Below are 16,376 nucleotides of genomic sequence, written 5' to 3' on the forward strand. Positions count from 1 at the left end.
GTCCCATGCCTCCAGACCGCTGGCAGCAGCACAACATCACCTTCGTCGACCGCGACAGCGCTCGCCGCGCCATCACCGAACGCCTCGGCCCTGCCCTGCTCGCCGCCGAGATGGAAGGGCAGCTCACCGGCTGGTGGTTCATGAACAAGCAGCCCTGGCCGTTGCGCTACCTCGCCGACGATCCCTCACCCCTTGTTGAAGCACTGCTGACCGATCTGGTCGCAGACGGGGTGGCCGTGTCGTGGCTGCCCTGCGTCTATGAGCCCGAGACGGCGGCGTTCGGCGGTCCGGCGGCCATGGACATCGCCCACGAGTTGTTCCACGGCGACGCCCGTCACCTGCTCGCCTATCAGCCTGGCCCGGGGCACCTGGGGCGCCCGGAGACCGCAGTGCTCCTGGCGAGCACGATGATGCGCGCGGCCGGTCTTGACTGGTTCGAACAGGGTGACGTGTGGGCGCAGGTCGCCGGTCTCCGTCCGAGCACCGTCCCCGTGCCGCCCGAGCGAGCCGCTGAACTGGCGCCTTCGCTACGCACGTTGATGACGGCCGACGCCCGCGACCTGTGCCGCTCGGACGGCCCCCTCGCCGGCCGCGAGGGGTGGGTGGACGCCTTCGAACGGGCGGGCGCCGCGCTCGCTTCTCTCGCCCGCGGTGGTGTCCTGACCCGCGGGGTGCGCGCCGTCATCGCCCATCACGTGATCTTCCACGCCAACCGCGCCGGTCTCCTCCGAGACGACCAGAGCGCCCTGTCCACCATCGCACGAGAGGTAGTCATGGGACCGAGTGACAGCACCGCGCCGTCCGGCGAGGTCGCGCCCGGGAGGGATAGCGTCAGCGCGGTGAACACCGCCACGAGCACCGCCCCCACAGCGGACGCCGAACAGCTTCGCAACGCCCTGGTCGACCAACTGCGCCAGCAGGGACACGCCCGAACGCCACGCGTCGAGACCGCGTTGCGCACAGTGCCCCGGCATCTCTTCGTGCCCAATGCGGCGCTTGAGAACGCCTACGCCAACGCGCCCGTACACATCAAGTACGACACCGACGGCACGTCGATCTCCTGCGCCTCCCAGCCGGGCGTCGTCGCCCTCATGCTCGACCAGCTCGACGTCCGCCCTGGTGACCGCGTCCTCGAACTCGGCGCCAGCACCGGCTACAACGCCGCTCTCCTGGCCCACCTCGTCGGTGAAGCCGGGCACGTGACCACCCTCGACATCGATGACGACCTGGTGGAGGGTGCCCGCGCGCACCTCGCCGCCGCCGGGATCAGCAACGTCCGGGCGGTGACCCGGGACGGGGCTCTCGGCTATGCCGAAGGAGCGCCGTACGACCGGATCATCGCCACCGTGGGCGCGCACGGCGTGCCGCACGCCTGGCTGCGGCAACTCGCCCCCGGCGGCCGCCTTCTCGTCCCCCAGCGCCTCAAGGGCAGCGTCTCCCGCTCCATCGCCTACGAGCAGCGCGACGGCCGCTGGGTATCCCTCGGCAGCGCGATGAACACCTTCATGCCGCTGCGACGGGGCATCGCCGACGACGACCGCCGCGTCATCCCACTCAGCGCGGACGGCACGGTCCGGCTCCAGGCTCCGGCCGGCCAGAACATCGATGCCGATGCCCTCGCCGGCTTCCTGGACCAGCCGCGCACCGAGGAATGGACTGGCATGACCGTCCACGGCGAGGAGTCGCCGGAGTGGATGGAACTGTTCGTGTCCTGCTCCCTGCCCTCCGGCCTCATTCGGATGCTGTTCCCGCAGAGTGCCAAGGGCACCCTGCTTGCCGCCGACCCCTACCCCTCATCGACCGCGGCCGTCGACAAGGGCGCCGTCACCTACCTCGCCCGGCGCCTGTCGGAGAAGAAGACCACCGAGGGCGGCAAGCTGTGGGAGTTCGGCGTCATCGGCCACGGCCCCGGCAGTGACGAACTGGCCGCGAAGGTCGCCGACGCCGTCCGCACCTGGGACCGCGACTTCCGCGACCGTGCGGCCACGTTCGAGATCCACCCCCTCGGCGCCCCTGCCATCGAGCAGCAACCCGGCCTCTTCGCCCTGGACACCCCGTTGAACCGCATCGTCGTCGACTGGCGGTGACAGCCCGCGCGCAGCGGACGGTGCCCGCCAGCCGCACGGCTGGCGGGCACCGTCGCCTCAGCCGTCCTCGCCCACACCCCGGGGGACCCCATGGACCCGCACGGAGCCACAGCCCAGCGCTTCCCGCTCGTCGCCCGATTCCGGCCCGCCTGCCTGCCGTTGCCCGCCCGCGTGCGCACCCTGACGGAACTCGCCGACACGGCGGTGCGGGAGAGCGACCAGGCCCTCGCCTCCGCCGTCCACAACCAGGCCGCGCTCCTCGCTTCCGACCTCGGCCTTCCCGACCTCGCGCGGGAGCTGTGCCAGCAGCACGCCGCCGCCTACCTCCACGCCTGCCCCCTGCCCGCCGCGAGCGCCATCCGGGCACTGGAACCGATCGTCAACCTGGCCCGCCTCCAGATCCGCGCCGGCCGCGCGGACCAGGCTCGTCAGCGACTGCACGACCTGTACAGGGCCGTTGAGGCAGGGGAAGCCGTTCGATTCGAGGGCGCGGTCGTTCCGGCGGATCTCGCCGCGACCGTCGAGGACCGCCACGAAGTCCGCGCCTGGCTGTGGCGCGTGCTCCTCGCCGACGGCACCCGCGCCCTCACCACCGAGGGCCGCTGGGCCGAGGCCCTGGCCCACATCGAAGCGCACCGCGGAGTGGGCAAACGCATGCTGGACGGGCGCCAAGTAGCCGTCCTGGCCGCCCTCGTCACAGACGACACCGCGCGGGCCGCCGCCCTCCTCGCCGACACCACGCCGGGCGAGCCGTGGGAACAGGCCGTCACGGCCTGCCTGACCATGCTGTGCCGCCGAGCCGCCGGACAGCCGGTCGACAGCCACCTGGGGGACCTCACGGCCACCTATCTCAACCGGCAGACCGAACCAGGGATGACCGTCTTCGACATTCGCCTCGGCCTCACCCTCCTCGACGCCACCGACGCCGCGCAGCACCCCGCCACACGGCATCTCATCGACTCCCTACACCACCGGACTGTCACCGCCACAGACGGCTACGCCGCTCGGGAATGCCTCACCCACCCACGCTTCCGGACGCTCGCCACCGAACAGCAGGCGTCAGAATGCGCCGCCCTCCTCGAACGCTGCGCCCTCGATACCGGCGTCATCCCTGCCAATCTGCAAGAGGAACTGACCACTGCGCTGCGAAGCAGCGGCACCGTCATTCGCGCCAGCGTCGCTCCGCATCCAGAACTGCAGTGAGTGAGGCGGGGAGTACGAGGTGTCCGGCGAGCAGTGCACCCTCTTGCCGCATGGCCGCACCCTTTCCTGACCACCAGCCCCTGGGAGAAAATCCCCGCATGGATGCGTTTCTCCCAGGGCACGCAGCCGGTTGAGCAGGCTGTTGTAGGTACGGTTGTCAGCGTCGAGCGGTATGCCGTTGACCTGCCGTTTGATCGGGACGAGCACTCCGGCACCGGCTCCCTGGTAGCTCTTGGCCACCAAGAACGTCAGCGCGTCGTGGGTTGGGAAGGGCCAGCCCACGGGCCGCCTTGATGTCTGGGGCGCTGCCGAGCGGACCGGGGAGGTCCACAGAGAAGCCGTCCGGGGCAGTGAGAAACTGGCCGTTCGCACCATGCTCCTCGTGATCGTTAGCTAGGCATCGCACTCAGGCACGGACCAAGGCGCCCAGCAACCCACCGAGGGCTGCATGAAGCGTTGGAGCTGCTTGAACGACCCGCCGCAGTTCCTCTTCCTTCAGATAGCGGTAGCTCTGGGGAGGGTGAAATGCGCCGACGGCGCGCAGGTCGCTGAGGGGCACCGGCTCACTGAAGGATGAAGGATCCTCCAGGGCGAGCCCGCTGGCCATCGTGGCACCACTCATGTACTCGTTGTACTCCCGCCGGCTGATCCCCGTTCGGGCCCGGTGCGCTGACCAGACTTGTCGGGGCGGTGCAACCTGAACCGAAGCAATTCGAACCGTTCCGACCACGGCCATGGTGGGCGCCGTGGCGTAGAGCAGGACTACGGTTCCAGGTGGTGCCGCAACGCGCTGGCGCCGGACCTCGACCGTCTTGCTCCCGTCCAGGATCGCTGTTGCGAACCGCGGGTGGACGGACAGCAGCATCGCACGTCCCGCATCATTCACGTCCTCCGGTGCCCCTCTTCGTAGACCGCCTGGAACAGCCTGTTGCTGATCTTCGACAGTGACATCAGCGACAACCGTAGACCCAGTCCATCGGCCAGGTTGTTCAAACGCCTCAGTGTCACCGGCCTCGGGAAGATCTCCGTGTCCGAGAATCTCAAGGCCATGGCACGGCCTGAGTCATCTGCAGCCGCACGTACTTCACTGCGACCATATACGCCCAAGTGTTCGAATTTGGAGAAGAGTGCGTCCGGTGTGTCGATGATCACTTCGTCCAACCGGGAACAACCAACGATGAGTTGCCCCCCCTGCCCTGCAGTACCTCTGCTGACGTACCACAGCAGGCGCGCCGGTACGCTCTCCCCGCGGTGGCTTGAAGAGCGGTAGTAGACATGCTCCCTGCTGATACCGAGCACGTCGCTGCGCGGCAACAGCATGGCTGGAACGTTGAAGAGCTCCGTGGACCAGCGGGGCTCGATCGGCGCCATGAATGACGGCATCAAGGAGTCCGTTACCTTGGCCGGCCACCAGGCACGCTCCACGGCCGCCGCCACCTCGGCGGACAGTCCGGCGTCAAGAACCGAAGCCTCGAGCCCAAGTTGCCGGGAGAGTTCAGAGGCGATCGCCCCCACTTCCTGGGCGGCCCCGCAGACGTCTACCACTAGTGCGGCAAGACCACCCTCTTATGCGAACAGGCCGTCATCGCCGGCGGCGGCCTTGGCCGCGGGTGATGGCGAAGGGTCGGTGATGCGCAGGATCTGCGCCCCGTTCTCGCGTCCAAGACGCTTCAGGGAGAACAGCAGTTGTCGTGCAAGTGTCTCCTCCAGCGCATGGGTGGCGGTGCGTAGCACAGGTACAGTCAGCACTCGCCCGTCCATCGCCCACGCGTACAGGGCAACGGGACGCCCATGGCCATCGCGAAGCAGTTCGCGATGCCAGTCCATGGCGCCGCCGGACAGAGATCTCAGCCAGGCCGCGAACGTCGGTCCGCTGTCAGGACTCGACTGTTCGAAGAAGGCGACGAGCTCATCTTCTGCGCCCGGCTGGAGCTTCGCCGAACGAAACTCGGTGCCCATGAGATCGGCCGGGCGATACACCTGAGCCTGCCGGAGCTCGTCGACATGCGTAGTCACCACCGACGGCGAAACAATCCGCACTCTGGCGACCTCCCAGGCGACGTCTGCCAGCCCAATGAGCGACCGATCCCTGGTCGCCAGGACCTGGAGCCCGGCGCACGAAGTCTCCGCGACATATCGCAGGCGCCTCCGCATCTCATCGTCCACGAGCAAGTCGGGAAGTCGTCCGCGAGCCGCCTCCATCAGTTCGTCACCCCGCTTCGCCACCGCTTCGGGAGCAGGGCTGATCTGCCGCAGGCCCTGCAAGGCCGCTCGCTGGTGCACTCGCTCGTCTTTATCCGAAAGGTCCCGGACGTCCCGCAACAGTTGCGGTGTGAAAGCAAACTCGATTAGGTCTGCCAACCAGCCTGCCTCCAGTGCCCGGGACTCCGAGCTATCACCTGCCGGTTCCCGACCCCATAGCTCGGCGAACACACTGTGGTCAACAGTCACCACCAGCAGTGCATCGCTCTCCAAGCCCGAGAAGAGATCCGGGTGCCCCATGTCCAGCCACCAGCTGTCCAGTGTTTCCCCGTCACGTCCACGGCCCCGGATCTCGCCACGGGGCACAAATCCCAGACTCGTCCACATCTCGCTGAGTCCGTAATCCCGCCGACACTTCGCCTTGATGCCCAACCGCTGAGGATGGCGCTCGCAAATTGCCTCCACCAGTAGCCGCGCCACGCCCTTCCCACGGTGCTCCTCCGCCACACAGAGGTGCGCCAAGCGCACATGCGGACTGCGTTTCGGAAGGCCGAACAGCGCGTAGCCGATCACCGTTCCGGCCTCGGCCGCGACAAGGAGCCCACCGTCCTCTGCCATCTTGCGGTACGCAGGCGGCGTCATCAGGCCTAGCCGCGCGGTGTAACGGTCCCCCAGCGACACAGCGGCACCGAGCAACTCATCCTGCGCCTCCGAAACCGGCAACACCTTGATCGCCATCGATCCCCCTCTGTTCAACATCGGCCATCAACCACCGCAGCGCATCCCCAGCACGTATCGTGGAAACTACCCAGAACCTAGACCACGATGGGGCGGATCTGTCCCATACGACAGCCAGCTGCATCGCCCGCCCTCTCCTTTCCGGTTCCAGCGCCTGCGGAAAACGACCGGTACCAGAACGCCACGACTCGGTCGGCTGACCGTCGTGGAGCCGTAGCACAGCCCTTAGCCTTCCGAGGCAGAGGGTCCGTTGTCAGGTGTCACCACGTGCGTCACCTCGGTCAGTGGCCGGTGGGTCCTGTCTCGGCGCAGCCTGGACCGGATCCCCGATTACCGCCCCAACGCCCGACTGGCGCTGTCGCTGAGAGACTGGTCGATCATCTGAACCAACCGAGCCGGCGGTGTCAGTGCGCTCTCCGCACACGAGGTCATCAACTCGCACAGCGTGAAGTGGCCTTCAGCCAGTAGACTCAGGCAAGCTTGCGATCAGTAGGAACAGCCGATTGTCGCTGGAGCAGCAATGGACACGGATGGCGCTCAAGAGAAGGCCGTTGTCGGCACCTGCCCGGAGTGTCGCACGCATGTCCTTGCTCGAGAGGCCGCACACGTCATTTATACCGACGGGCCAGCTGCACCAGACTGGCGTTTCTCGCTCTTGGTCTGCGACCAGTGTGGCGGAGTGCTAGTCATGTACGGAGAGGACGGAGTCTCGTTCTCTGATCCGATATGGCTCTATCCGGCCGTCGATGATCTGAACCGCCGTGTTCCCAATGCCCTCCGTATCGAGTTAGCTGAGGCTAAACGTCTAGCGCTGGCCGGATTCAACTTGCCGGCAGCGCTCATGTGCGGTCGGGCCCTGGAAGGCCTAGCTCATCTACACGGGGTCAAAGAGCGTAACCTCATGAGAAGCCTGCAACGCTTGCAGGAAAGAGGGCTCATCGATGCCGGCATGTATGAGTGGGCTTCGGAACTCCGCGTACTGCGAAACATAGCCGCCCACTTCGGAAGTCGCGATGAGATTAACCGCGAGGACGTCAATGACGCTATCACGCTAACAGAGGCGATCCTCGACTACGTATACGTCTACGCAAATCGATTCTAGGAATTCAAAAGACGGCGAAGATTTTCGGACCCAGAGAACCAGTAAAGCTGGCGTTACATTTTGAGATTTTCTCTGCGGAATAATGCTCGCGAGGCGGGATGAAGTGCCGATAGTGGCGTGAGTCGGAGGCGAAGGCCCTGGTCGCAGCCAGACGTGAAGCCGCTGGCAAGACGGTTCTCACGACAAGATCGTCCAGCACCAGAGTGCTTCACGTCGGTCACCTATGTTGCCGCGCTCGATGTCCTTCGCGCACTCGCGCTGCACCTCGGGCTCACTTCCAGGCCGGGACTCCAGGCGTCGGGAGCTGATGTGCTTCCGCCAGGCGGTGCTGATGCTGCGCCGGTTCCGGGACGGCACCCGTGTCGGCCGGCTCGCCCGCGACGGCTGCGTCTCGACGGCCAGCGCATACCGGTACCTCTACGACGGCATCGCGGTCTTGGCGGCCCGGGCCCCGACCTGCACGAGGTTCTTTCACGAGTTCGTTAGGGGCCACCGCGGTATTCCGGCGAACGCCGAGATGACCGTTTCCCCGTCCTGCTCCGGATGGGTGCTTGCTGGAGCCTGCGTCCCAGGCCGTAGCAGTCCCACGACGGGCTCGCGGTGGTCAGCGTGCCCGCCTTGAGTATCCGACTGCTCACCCAAGAAGTGTGTCGAGCGTTGTCTTCAGAGCCTCCACGAGGGAGGTGACGGCGGTTACGGGGCCGATGACGTGGTTCAGCATTTCCAACGTCTCGGTCAGCCGGCGCCCGTCTGGTGCGGGGTTGCGGAGTTCCTCGTCGATCCGGGACACCGCGAGGCGGCAACCGTCGATACTGGTGACCTCGGCAGCGTGCGCATCCAGCGCCGCGGACAGTTCGGCGAGCCTGGCCTGTGCGGCGAGCAGGCGGGGATCGTCGCCCCGTCCTCCCGAGATATGGGTGTTGCGCATGTCGCCTTGGATCCTGCCGGTGTTGACCTGGTTCCCCGCGCCTGTGATGTGGATGTCACCACTGGTGCGTTCGTGTCCTCGCCCGAGGGGCATGATGGTCCTTTCTACTGTGGCTGTGCCGGGGCGTTGCCTTGGTTCATGCCGCCGCCCATCGTGCCGGTGTTGACTTGGTTGTTGTCGCCGGAGATGAAGTTCTGAGTGAAACTCACGACCTGCCTGCGGAATTCGGCTGTCTCGTACCCGTGATCGGTCAGAAATTCGGTGACAGTCTGAAACATGCGGCTTTGGAGAATGGATACGTACCGCTGGACGTCATCTGTCTGGTGCATGTCCTTGGTCTCCTCTGTGCCGCAATGTTCGCGCAGACTGACGGGCAGCCCGTCGTCCTTGTGCGGGGAGATCGCGGCGGCCAGGGCTGGTGCAGTGAGGAGCCCCAGGACGTTTCCCAGATATCCGTACAGGCGCGCGGCGAGTGCGATGGTGTCCCCGCAGGCGTGCAGAGGGGTTTTGGCGATCTCCGCCGCCAACTGTCGCCCCGACGTGGTGTGCACGTTTGCCCAGGCGTTCAACGGCGCCAGGACATGGGGGCGAGTGACGAAGTGCAGCGTGTTGCCCTCCAACGCGGCATGTGCGAATACCGTGACGACCATCTGTCCCTCCCAGCCGACGACCTGTGCGGCGAGGTAGCGGCGTGAGAAGTGCCCGGTGGGAGGCTGTCGAGCCTCCTGCAGCATCTCGTCCGTCTCCGGCCATGTATCGACAGCCTGGTACGGCAGTCCCTTCCAGCGGTTCTGCGGCACCGCGAGGAACTCGGCCACATCACAGTTGGGTAGAGCGTGAGTTCGGACGAGCTTCCCCGCCAAGTGCTCCAGCTCGTTTCGCACGGCGTCCAGCAGCTCGTCGGCTTCGAACTTCTGAACCTCGCCAGGGGGCGGGCTAGCCTCATCGCTCGCTGTGTGCGAACTCTCTCTGTTCTCGCTGTCGGTGCCCGCTGGCGCGAGCTGGATCCGGGTAGCACCTCTGCGCCAGGCATCGAGACCACCCCCCACGAAGCGATCGGTCCCGCGTTCCGTGCGGTATGGCACCGTCTGCCACTTCTCCATGACCGCGCACGCCTTTATCCTCTTGGTGGCAATGGGCGTCAGCCGTGGTGGCTCTCCGATCTCCTCACGCTCCGGCCGCAGCGATCGTAGTTGGGCCAGGGCTGCCCAGCGGTCGAGCATCCATACCACCATGGCCGCGACCAACAGTTCCAGCGCCAGGCGGGCGCCCTCCCGTGCGCCTTCGACGATCAACGGCAGGTATGGGCGGATGACCGTCCACAATCCGAAGAGGACGACTGCGAAGAGTGCTGTGGACGCCAGGGAACCGAGCCCCCATCGCATGACAGCACGTCCTCGTGGGCCCCACAGGAACTGGAACAGCAGCACCGAGCCGATGATCGCTGCAACTCCCCATGGGCGTTGGGATCCCAGACCCACCGATGCCAGAACGAGGGCACCGGCACGCAAGCGCCATTGACGACGAGCCGCCGCGCTGTGGGACAGCACGGGTGCCAGGGCGAATCCGAACGAGGGAACCGGCCGCTTCTTGGCGTAGAGCACGTTGCCCAAAGCCCATCGAGCCAAGTTCTCACCGGCGTTCGAATCAAGGGCACGGATACGTCGGGGCTCCCGGCCCTGCAATCGATCGCCACATCGGCCAAGCCAGTCGCGTCCCTGACCGATGCGATCGACACGTGCGTGCACGGCACCGGCCATACCCCGCGTCACGAGGTTTCCCACGGGGACCGGATCCCGTTCCGCGAAGCCGCCCCCTAGCGACCCGGCGGGAACCGCCGGCATCGGCTTACCGGACCGGTCGCCCAGCGGAACCTCGGGCGCCGCTGGCCTGGCCGATGCCTCGTCAAAGCGTGTAGTGACGCGCCAAGGCGGCAACGCCATCCCCCACCTCCCCAGGACCGCGGAGAACGTTCCCCGCGAAGGTCCTATCCTCAGCAAGCCGAGGGCGGCACACCAGAGTGCAAACCGGGGCAAAGCGAGGTTGGAAGGGGAGAGGCGGGCGGCCTTCACCTCTTTCCTCGCCCACCGACCAGATCCGCCATCTGATCCGGCAGGTGCTGCGGAGATGTGCCCCCGTTCCGTCGTCGTGAACGTCTCCGCTGCGGACTCGCTTACGCCCAGCACTTGGGGGCGCATCGCGGGCGTGGCACTGGACGTTCGCGCAGGTGCCGCTTCCTGCGGGCTGGCAGGTGGTCGGAGAGATTTCGGCCCGCTTCGGAGGGTGCGTGGCACGTCCGTCGACGTGCCCACTCTCGACAGCACGGCCGACGCCTATCTCGCCCACCCCGACGACAACGTCCCCACCCCGCCGCGCTTCTCTACGTGGACGCCAGGGGTCCGCTGGCCCCGGCCCCGACTATCTACGCCGATCCGGAGACCGGTTGGGTTGTTGCCGCATGGCAGCCGCAACCCTGGTCGCGGTGACCTGATCCGGCACTGGCTCCGGCCGGTGGGTGCCGCACCGTCTGCGCACGAGCTCGGGCAGGACCGTGGGAGTTAGGCATTGATCCTTCTCGGGCGCGGAGTGGCAAGTCGCGACTGTAGAGCGGTTGAAGTTGGCTTGATCGAACATTTACCGTCGGATGCAGTGCGTTGCTGGGGGCATCACGGGGGGTGGTTGGATCGTGGCACGTCCGTCTGACTGGAGTCCGGTCGACATGGACTCGGATCCGACGCCGGGTAACCCGGACGAGGTCCGTGAACTGGCTGACGAGTTACAGACGTTCGCGGATGATGTCGGCGAGGCCTTGGGCCGGATTCGTGGGATGGCGGAGGACCGGGCGGTGATGGACTGGGCCGGTCTGTCGGCCGAGGCGTTCCGCTCGGAGTTCGACGGGGTGCCGGGCAATCTGGAGAAGCTCCAGACGTCGTACGACATGGCGGCGCAGGCGTTGCAGACGTACTGGCCCAAGCTGGAGACGGCGCAGGGCATGGCGGACCGCGCCCTGGATCGGGCGATAGCCGCCCAGGCGGACCTGTCCTCCGCCCAGGCCTCGTTATCCGACGCCCAGGACTGGGTGAGTCGGGCCGGCGAGGAGGCCGAACGCCTGGAACGCGAGGGCGAGCGGGAGGACGTGGAGCCGCCGTCCGAGGCCGAGGTCCGCGCCGCCACTCGCGACGCGAACGCCGCCAGCGAGGCGGCGAGTTCGGCCCAGGGCCGGGTGGACGCGGCTGAGGAGGCACTCTCCGCAGCGCGTCAACTCGCCCTCGACGCGAAGGAGATGCGGGAGGAGGCGGCCCGGACCTGCGCGTCCGAGATCGATGAGGCGTCCGACGCCGGTATTCAGAATCGCTCCTGGTGGGAGGACGCCGTCCACTGGGTGTCGGAGAACTGGGACACCATCGTCGAGGTCTGCAAGGTCGTCGTCGCCGTCCTCGGCATCGTCGTTATGATCATCGGCGGCCCCCTCGCCTGGGTGGTCCTCGCCGCAGCGCTCGTCGTACTCGCCGACACCCTCTACGACTACGCCAACGGCCGGGCATCACTGTGGGACGTCGCGTTCGCGGCCCTCGACTGCATCCCCGGCATGAAGGGCCTCACCACCCTCGGCGGCCTGGCCGCCGGCCTCCGCGGTCTCGGCCGGGTGGGTCTGCGCGGCATGGCCCAGGCCGTTCGTGGTCTGGCCCGAAGCGCCCGCGGAACCCTGGACAACGCCGTCCGTGGCACGTACGACCGGCTGCGGAACGTGATCCGCAGCCGTGGCACCGACCCGATCGACCTGGCGACCGGGCGGATGTACCTGCCGCAGACCGACCTCGTCCTGCCCGGCGTCCTGCCCCTGGCGTTCAACCGTCGGATGGATTCCGGTTACACAACCGGCCGCTGGTTCGGGCCGCGTTGGTCCTCCACGCTCGACCAACGGCTCGAAGTGGACGACCGGGGAGTGGTGTTCGTCTCCGAGGACGGAATGCTGCTGGCCTACCCGCATGCTCCTGTCGACCAGCCCGCCTTACCCGACAACGGCCCTCGCTGGCCCCTGACCCGCGCCGAGGACGGCGGCTACCGTCTCACCGACCCCGTCATCGGCCATACCCGCCGCTTCACCGCACCCGACGAGCACGGCTTCGCCTCTCTGGAAGAGCTGCGCGACCGCAACGCCAACCGCATCACCTTCGACTATGCTCCCGACGGCACGCCCACCGGCATCCGGCACAGCGGTGGCTACCACCTGCTGATCACTGCCGACGCCGAGGCGGCCCGCGTCACCCGCCTCGCCCTGACCGACGCGGGCGGCGACGGCGAGGACGTGGTGGTGCGCCACTACCGCTACGACGACCGGGGCAATCTCATCGAGGTCGTCAACGCGGTCGGCGCCGCCCTGCGTTTCACCTGTGACGAGCGGCTGCGCGTCACGGCATGGACGGACAGCAACGGCCGGCAGTACAGCTACACCTACGACGACCTGGACCGTTGCGTCGCCGAAGGAGGCGAAGCCGGCCACGTCAGTCTCACGCTCACCTACGACGACCCCGCCCCCGATCACTCGGCGGCGACCGTCACCACCCTCACCACCGCCGAGGGCGCCACCACCCGCCTGGTGGTGAACGAGGTCTGCGACGTCATCGCGGAGACGGACCCGCTCGGTCACAGCACGCGCAGCAGGTACGACGCGCGGCACCATCTCACCGCCCACACCGATCAGTTGGGCCACACCACCCACTACACCGTGGACGATCTCGGCCGCCCGACCGCCGTCCGGCGCCCGGACGGCGCGGTCATCGAGATGGCGTATGACGTCACCGGCGGCCTCACCGAGGTACGCGTTCCGGACGGCACGATCTGGCGCTACGCCTACGACGACCGCGGCAACCGTGTCGCGGAGACCGACCCCACCGGTGCCACGACCCACTTCGCCCACGATGAGCACGGCGGGCTGATCGCCGTCACCGACGCCCTCGGTGCGGTTACCCAGCTGCGCTGCGACGCCGCCGGCCTGCCAGTGGAGATCACCGACCCGCTGGGCAACCGATCCACCCGCGCTCTGGACGCGTTCGGCCGTCCAGTCGTGGAAACCGACCCGCTGGGCGGTGAGACGCGTATCCGGTGGACCATGGAGGGGCGTATGGCCCACCGGACCGACCCGGACGGTGCCGAACAGAGCTGGACCTACGACGGCGAGGGCAACTGCCTGGCCCACACCGGCGTCGGCGGCAGGACGACCCGGTTCGAATACACCCACTTCGATCTGCTCGCCGCCCGGACCGACCCGGACGGCACCCGCTACACCTTCCGCTACGACGCCTCGCTGCGCTTGACCGAGGTCACCGGCCCGGACGGCAGGTCCTGGAGTTACACCTACGACCTGGCCGGGCGGCTGGTGGCCGAGACCGACTTCGACGGCCGCCGGTTCGATTTCCGGCTGGACGCCGCCGGCCGTATCGCGGCCCGGGTCAACCCCTCCGGCCAGGAGGTCGCCTACACCTACGACCCGCTGGGCGAGCTGGCGTCGAAAGCCGTGGACGGCGCGGTCACCGCCTACGAACGCGATCTCAACGGCGTGCTGCTCCGGGTGACTGGACCCGAGTGCACGATCGACTGGGAGCGGGACGCGGCCGGCCGAGCGCTCGCCGAGACCGTCAATGGGCACACCCTGACCCACCGCTACGACCGGGCAGGCCAGCCACGCGAACGCGTCACGCCCGCCGGGACACGCACCGTCTACGAATTCGACGCCGCGGGCCGTCTGGTCGCACTGGGCGCGCCGGGCCGGCAGTTCCGCCTCGGCCTGGACGCGGCGGGCCGGGAGATCAGCCGCCGCCACGGCGACGCCTTCGCCCTCATCCAGGAGTGGGACTCCGCCGGACAGCTCACCTCCCAGACGCTCACCACAGCCCGCGGGCCGGTGGTCGGCCGCGCCTACGCCTACCGCGCCGACGGATACCCGCAGGGCGTCGATGGCCGCGACGGCATTGCGACCCGCTTCGGCCTGGACCCCGACGGTCGCGTGCTGAGCGTGGACGCGGATGGCTGGTCGGAGCGATACGCCTATGACACGACCGGTGCTCTGACCCACGCGTCCTGGCCCGAGCACCTTCCCGGTCAGGAGGCACGCGGCGATCACGAGCGCTCCGGACTGCTGCTGAACCGCGCCGGACGGGTGCACTACACCTACGACGCGGCCGGCCGCGTGATCGAGCGCCGGCGCACCCGCCTGTCCCGCAAGCCGGACATCTGGCGCTACGCCTGGGACGGCGAGGACCGGCTCGTCTCCGTCACCACGCCCGACGGCACGGTGTGGCGATACCGATACGACCCGTTCGGACGGCGCGTGGCCAAGTTCCGGATGGCCGCGGACGGCACCGTGGCCGAGGAGACCCGCTTCACCTGGGACGGGCAGACCCTGGCGGAACAGACCACCGCCTCTCCCGACGCGCCCCACCGGATCACCCTGACGTGGGAACACGACGGACTGCGGCCGGTCTCCCAGACCGAGTCGCGCGTCAACACCACGTCGCCGGAGGAGATCGACCACCGGTTCTTCGCGATCGTCACCGACCTGGTCGGCACACCGACCGAACTCATCGACGAGTCAGGGGACATCGCCTGGAGCGCCCGCTCCACCCTGTGGGGCGTCACCGGCTGGCTGCCGGGCGCGACCGCGTACACCCCCCTGCGTTTCCCCGGCCAGTACGCCGATCCGGAGACCGGCCTCCACTACAACCTGTACCGCTACTACGACCCGCGGACAGCCCGCTACGCCAGCATCGATCCACTCGGGCTGGGAGGGGCGCTCAACCCGGTGACCTACGTGCCCAACCCACAGGTCTGGGTGGACCCGGAGGGACTCTCCCCGTATGAGCCGGCGGACCCGACCTGGGGCGGCAGGGTGCAGTACTCGCCGCTCGGTCCGGGCGGGCGTGCGACGGGCGTCAGGGCGTTCATCCAGAGCGACATGCTCGGCGGCCGCACCCGGCCGGGGGTCATGCCCCCGGGCTTCGCCTGGCGACAGGGCAACAACCGCACCCACCTGCTCGGCGCCCAGCTCGGCGGTTCGAACCGCATGCCCGAGAACTTCGTGACCTTCCGGCGGTTCGCCAACTCCCCCGTGATGCGGCACATCGAGAACCAGGTGGCCGCCGCGGCACAGCACCAGGACATCACCTACACGGTCACCCCGATCTACCGCAGCAACGCGGACGTGGTACCTGTGGGGATCACCATCGAGGCGTACGGCTCCAACGGCTTCACGTTCACCCCTTACGGCGCCTCGAACGCCACCAACAACATCACCATCCTCAACGTCTAGATCCCAGGTGATTGGCCCGATGAACGAAGCACTGGCAGAGCTCGTCCGCGTCGCACCGCCCGGCGCGGCTCCCGGCGCCTCCGACTGGTCCCGGACGGCCGCGGCACTGGGCGTGAACGCACTGCCCGCGGACTACACGGAGCTCGCCGACCGGTACGGCGGGGGGCACTTCGACGACTACCTCTGCCTCCTGCACCCCGGATGCGTGAACCCCGACTACAACCTCCTCGCCGTCGCCCGCCAGCAGGCCCAGGCACTGCCGGAACTATGGAAATTCGAGCCCAAACCGCCGCAGTTGCGGGCCCCGGACCACCGCGTGGTGCCCTGGGCGATCGCGGAGGACGGTCAGACGCTGTACTGGCTCATCGCACCCGGGCATGAGCCCGCCCGCTGGACCGTGATGGTCAACGAAGGCCGCGGCCCCTACTGGGAGCACCACGACACCGGAAGCACCGGGTTCCTGGCGGAACTGCTCACAGGACGACGACAGTCCGAGATCCTGGGTGACTTGTCGGGCCCCGACCACCGCTTCGACCCGCTGCCCACCACCCCCGGTCACTGACCTCGGACCGGCACGGGGTCTGTCAAACGAGTGGCTCTGTCTCACTTTAGGTGGTGACGTACGGCGACTTCCGCTACGTCTGGTGATTCACCCAGCTCGCAACAGAAGCCGACGCTCGGGCCCTGCTCCGCAGGGGACTGTAAAACGAACGGCTCTGTTCCGTAGTCGGTGGTGACGGTAAGTCCTCGTCATCGGAGGAGGATGCGGTGGCGGAGGAGGTCGAATCCTGCTCGGCCGTGCATCTG

Annotated in this window: 10 protein-coding genes; 5 read left to right on the forward strand and 5 right to left on the reverse strand. The window is 67.8% G+C overall.

All coding sequences use genetic code 11. From position 1 onward, the window contains the following. The first annotated feature begins 5 nt into the window (after positions 1 to 5). Positions 6 to 2,087, forward strand: coding sequence for a methyltransferase, FxLD system (gene fxlM / locus ACFWI8_RS20510; RefSeq protein ID WP_387093393.1), 2,082 nt, complete (start codon positions 6 to 8; stop codon positions 2,085 to 2,087). A 90-nt stretch (positions 2,088 to 2,177) separates the two neighbouring features. Then, positions 2,178 to 3,290: a hypothetical protein gene (locus ACFWI8_RS20515; RefSeq protein WP_387093395.1), complete on the forward strand. Its 1,113-nt coding sequence runs from the start codon at positions 2,178 to 2,180 to the stop codon at positions 3,288 to 3,290. Between the two features lie 406 nt (positions 3,291 to 3,696). Here the strand turns inward: ACFWI8_RS20515 and ACFWI8_RS20520 are convergent, their stop codons facing one another. From ACFWI8_RS20520 to ACFWI8_RS20530, 3 genes are all read right to left on the reverse strand, one after another. Next, positions 3,697 to 4,155, reverse strand: a complete 459-nt coding sequence (locus ACFWI8_RS20520; protein WP_387093398.1) for an ASCH domain-containing protein — start codon at positions 4,153 to 4,155, stop codon at positions 3,697 to 3,699. A 17-nt stretch (positions 4,156 to 4,172) separates the two neighbouring features. After that, a complete protein-coding gene (locus tag ACFWI8_RS20525) occupies positions 4,173 to 4,715 on the reverse strand; it encodes a hypothetical protein (RefSeq protein ID WP_387093401.1) in 543 nt (180 codons plus the stop codon). Between the two features lie 141 nt (positions 4,716 to 4,856). Further along, positions 4,857 to 6,230 carry a GNAT family N-acetyltransferase gene (locus ACFWI8_RS20530; protein WP_387093403.1) on the reverse strand — a complete coding sequence of 458 codons (1,374 nt, stop codon included), beginning with the start codon at positions 6,228 to 6,230 and terminating at the stop codon, positions 4,857 to 4,859. 688 nt (positions 6,231 to 6,918) lie between these two features. Between ACFWI8_RS20530 and ACFWI8_RS20535 the strand changes: the two genes are divergently transcribed. After that, on the forward strand, positions 6,919 to 7,332 hold the full coding sequence (locus ACFWI8_RS20535; RefSeq protein WP_387093405.1) for a DUF4145 domain-containing protein: 414 nt from the start codon (positions 6,919 to 6,921) through the stop codon (positions 7,330 to 7,332). A 634-nt stretch (positions 7,333 to 7,966) separates the two neighbouring features. Here ACFWI8_RS20535 and ACFWI8_RS20540 read toward each other — a convergent pair. Both ACFWI8_RS20540 and ACFWI8_RS20545 read right to left on the reverse strand, forming a co-directional pair. Beyond that, positions 7,967 to 8,260, reverse strand: a complete 294-nt coding sequence (locus tag ACFWI8_RS20540; protein ID WP_387093408.1) for a hypothetical protein — start codon at positions 8,258 to 8,260, stop codon at positions 7,967 to 7,969. Positions 8,261 to 8,364: 104 nt separating this feature from the next. After that, positions 8,365 to 9,864 carry a hypothetical protein gene (locus ACFWI8_RS20545; protein WP_387093410.1) on the reverse strand — a complete coding sequence of 500 codons (1,500 nt, stop codon included), beginning with the start codon at positions 9,862 to 9,864 and terminating at the stop codon, positions 8,365 to 8,367. A gap of 1,115 nt (positions 9,865 to 10,979) precedes the next feature. Between ACFWI8_RS20545 and ACFWI8_RS20550 the strand changes: the two genes are divergently transcribed. Together ACFWI8_RS20550 and ACFWI8_RS20555 are read left to right on the forward strand one after the other, a co-directional pair. After that, positions 10,980 to 15,569 (forward strand): DUF6531 domain-containing protein, encoded by a 4,590-nt coding sequence (locus ACFWI8_RS20550; RefSeq protein ID WP_387093413.1) that lies wholly within the window; start codon positions 10,980 to 10,982, stop codon positions 15,567 to 15,569. Between the two features lie 19 nt (positions 15,570 to 15,588). Continuing rightward, on the forward strand, positions 15,589 to 16,131 hold the full coding sequence (locus tag ACFWI8_RS20555) for an SMI1/KNR4 family protein (protein WP_387093415.1): 543 nt from the start codon (positions 15,589 to 15,591) through the stop codon (positions 16,129 to 16,131). Positions 16,132 to 16,376: the final 245 nt, after the last annotated feature.

The organism is Streptomyces sp. NPDC127098 (assembly GCF_042722465.1).
GTDB classification, from domain to species: domain Bacteria; phylum Actinomycetota; class Actinomycetes; order Streptomycetales; family Streptomycetaceae; genus Streptomyces; species Streptomyces millisiae.

Bases quoted from the DNA above. Each gene is read 5' to 3' on its own strand.
- fxlM (WP_387093393.1), top strand. From the start codon at position 6: ATGCCTCCAGACCGCTGGCAGCAGCACAACATCACCTTCGTCGACCGC.
- ACFWI8_RS20515 (WP_387093395.1), top strand. From the start codon at position 2,178: ATGGACCCGCACGGAGCCACAGCCCAGCGCTTCCCGCTCGTCGCCCGA.
- ACFWI8_RS20520 (WP_387093398.1), bottom strand. From the start codon at position 4,155: ATGCTGCTGTCCGTCCACCCGCGGTTCGCAACAGCGATCCTGGACGGG.
- ACFWI8_RS20530 (WP_387093403.1), bottom strand. From the start codon at position 6,230: ATGGCGATCAAGGTGTTGCCGGTTTCGGAGGCGCAGGATGAGTTGCTC.
- ACFWI8_RS20535 (WP_387093405.1), top strand. From the start codon at position 6,919: ATGTACGGAGAGGACGGAGTCTCGTTCTCTGATCCGATATGGCTCTAT.
- ACFWI8_RS20540 (WP_387093408.1), bottom strand. From the start codon at position 8,260: ATGCGCAACACCCATATCTCGGGAGGACGGGGCGACGATCCCCGCCTG.
- ACFWI8_RS20550 (WP_387093413.1), top strand. From the start codon at position 10,980: ATGGACTCGGATCCGACGCCGGGTAACCCGGACGAGGTCCGTGAACTG.
- ACFWI8_RS20555 (WP_387093415.1), top strand. From the start codon at position 15,589: ATGAACGAAGCACTGGCAGAGCTCGTCCGCGTCGCACCGCCCGGCGCG.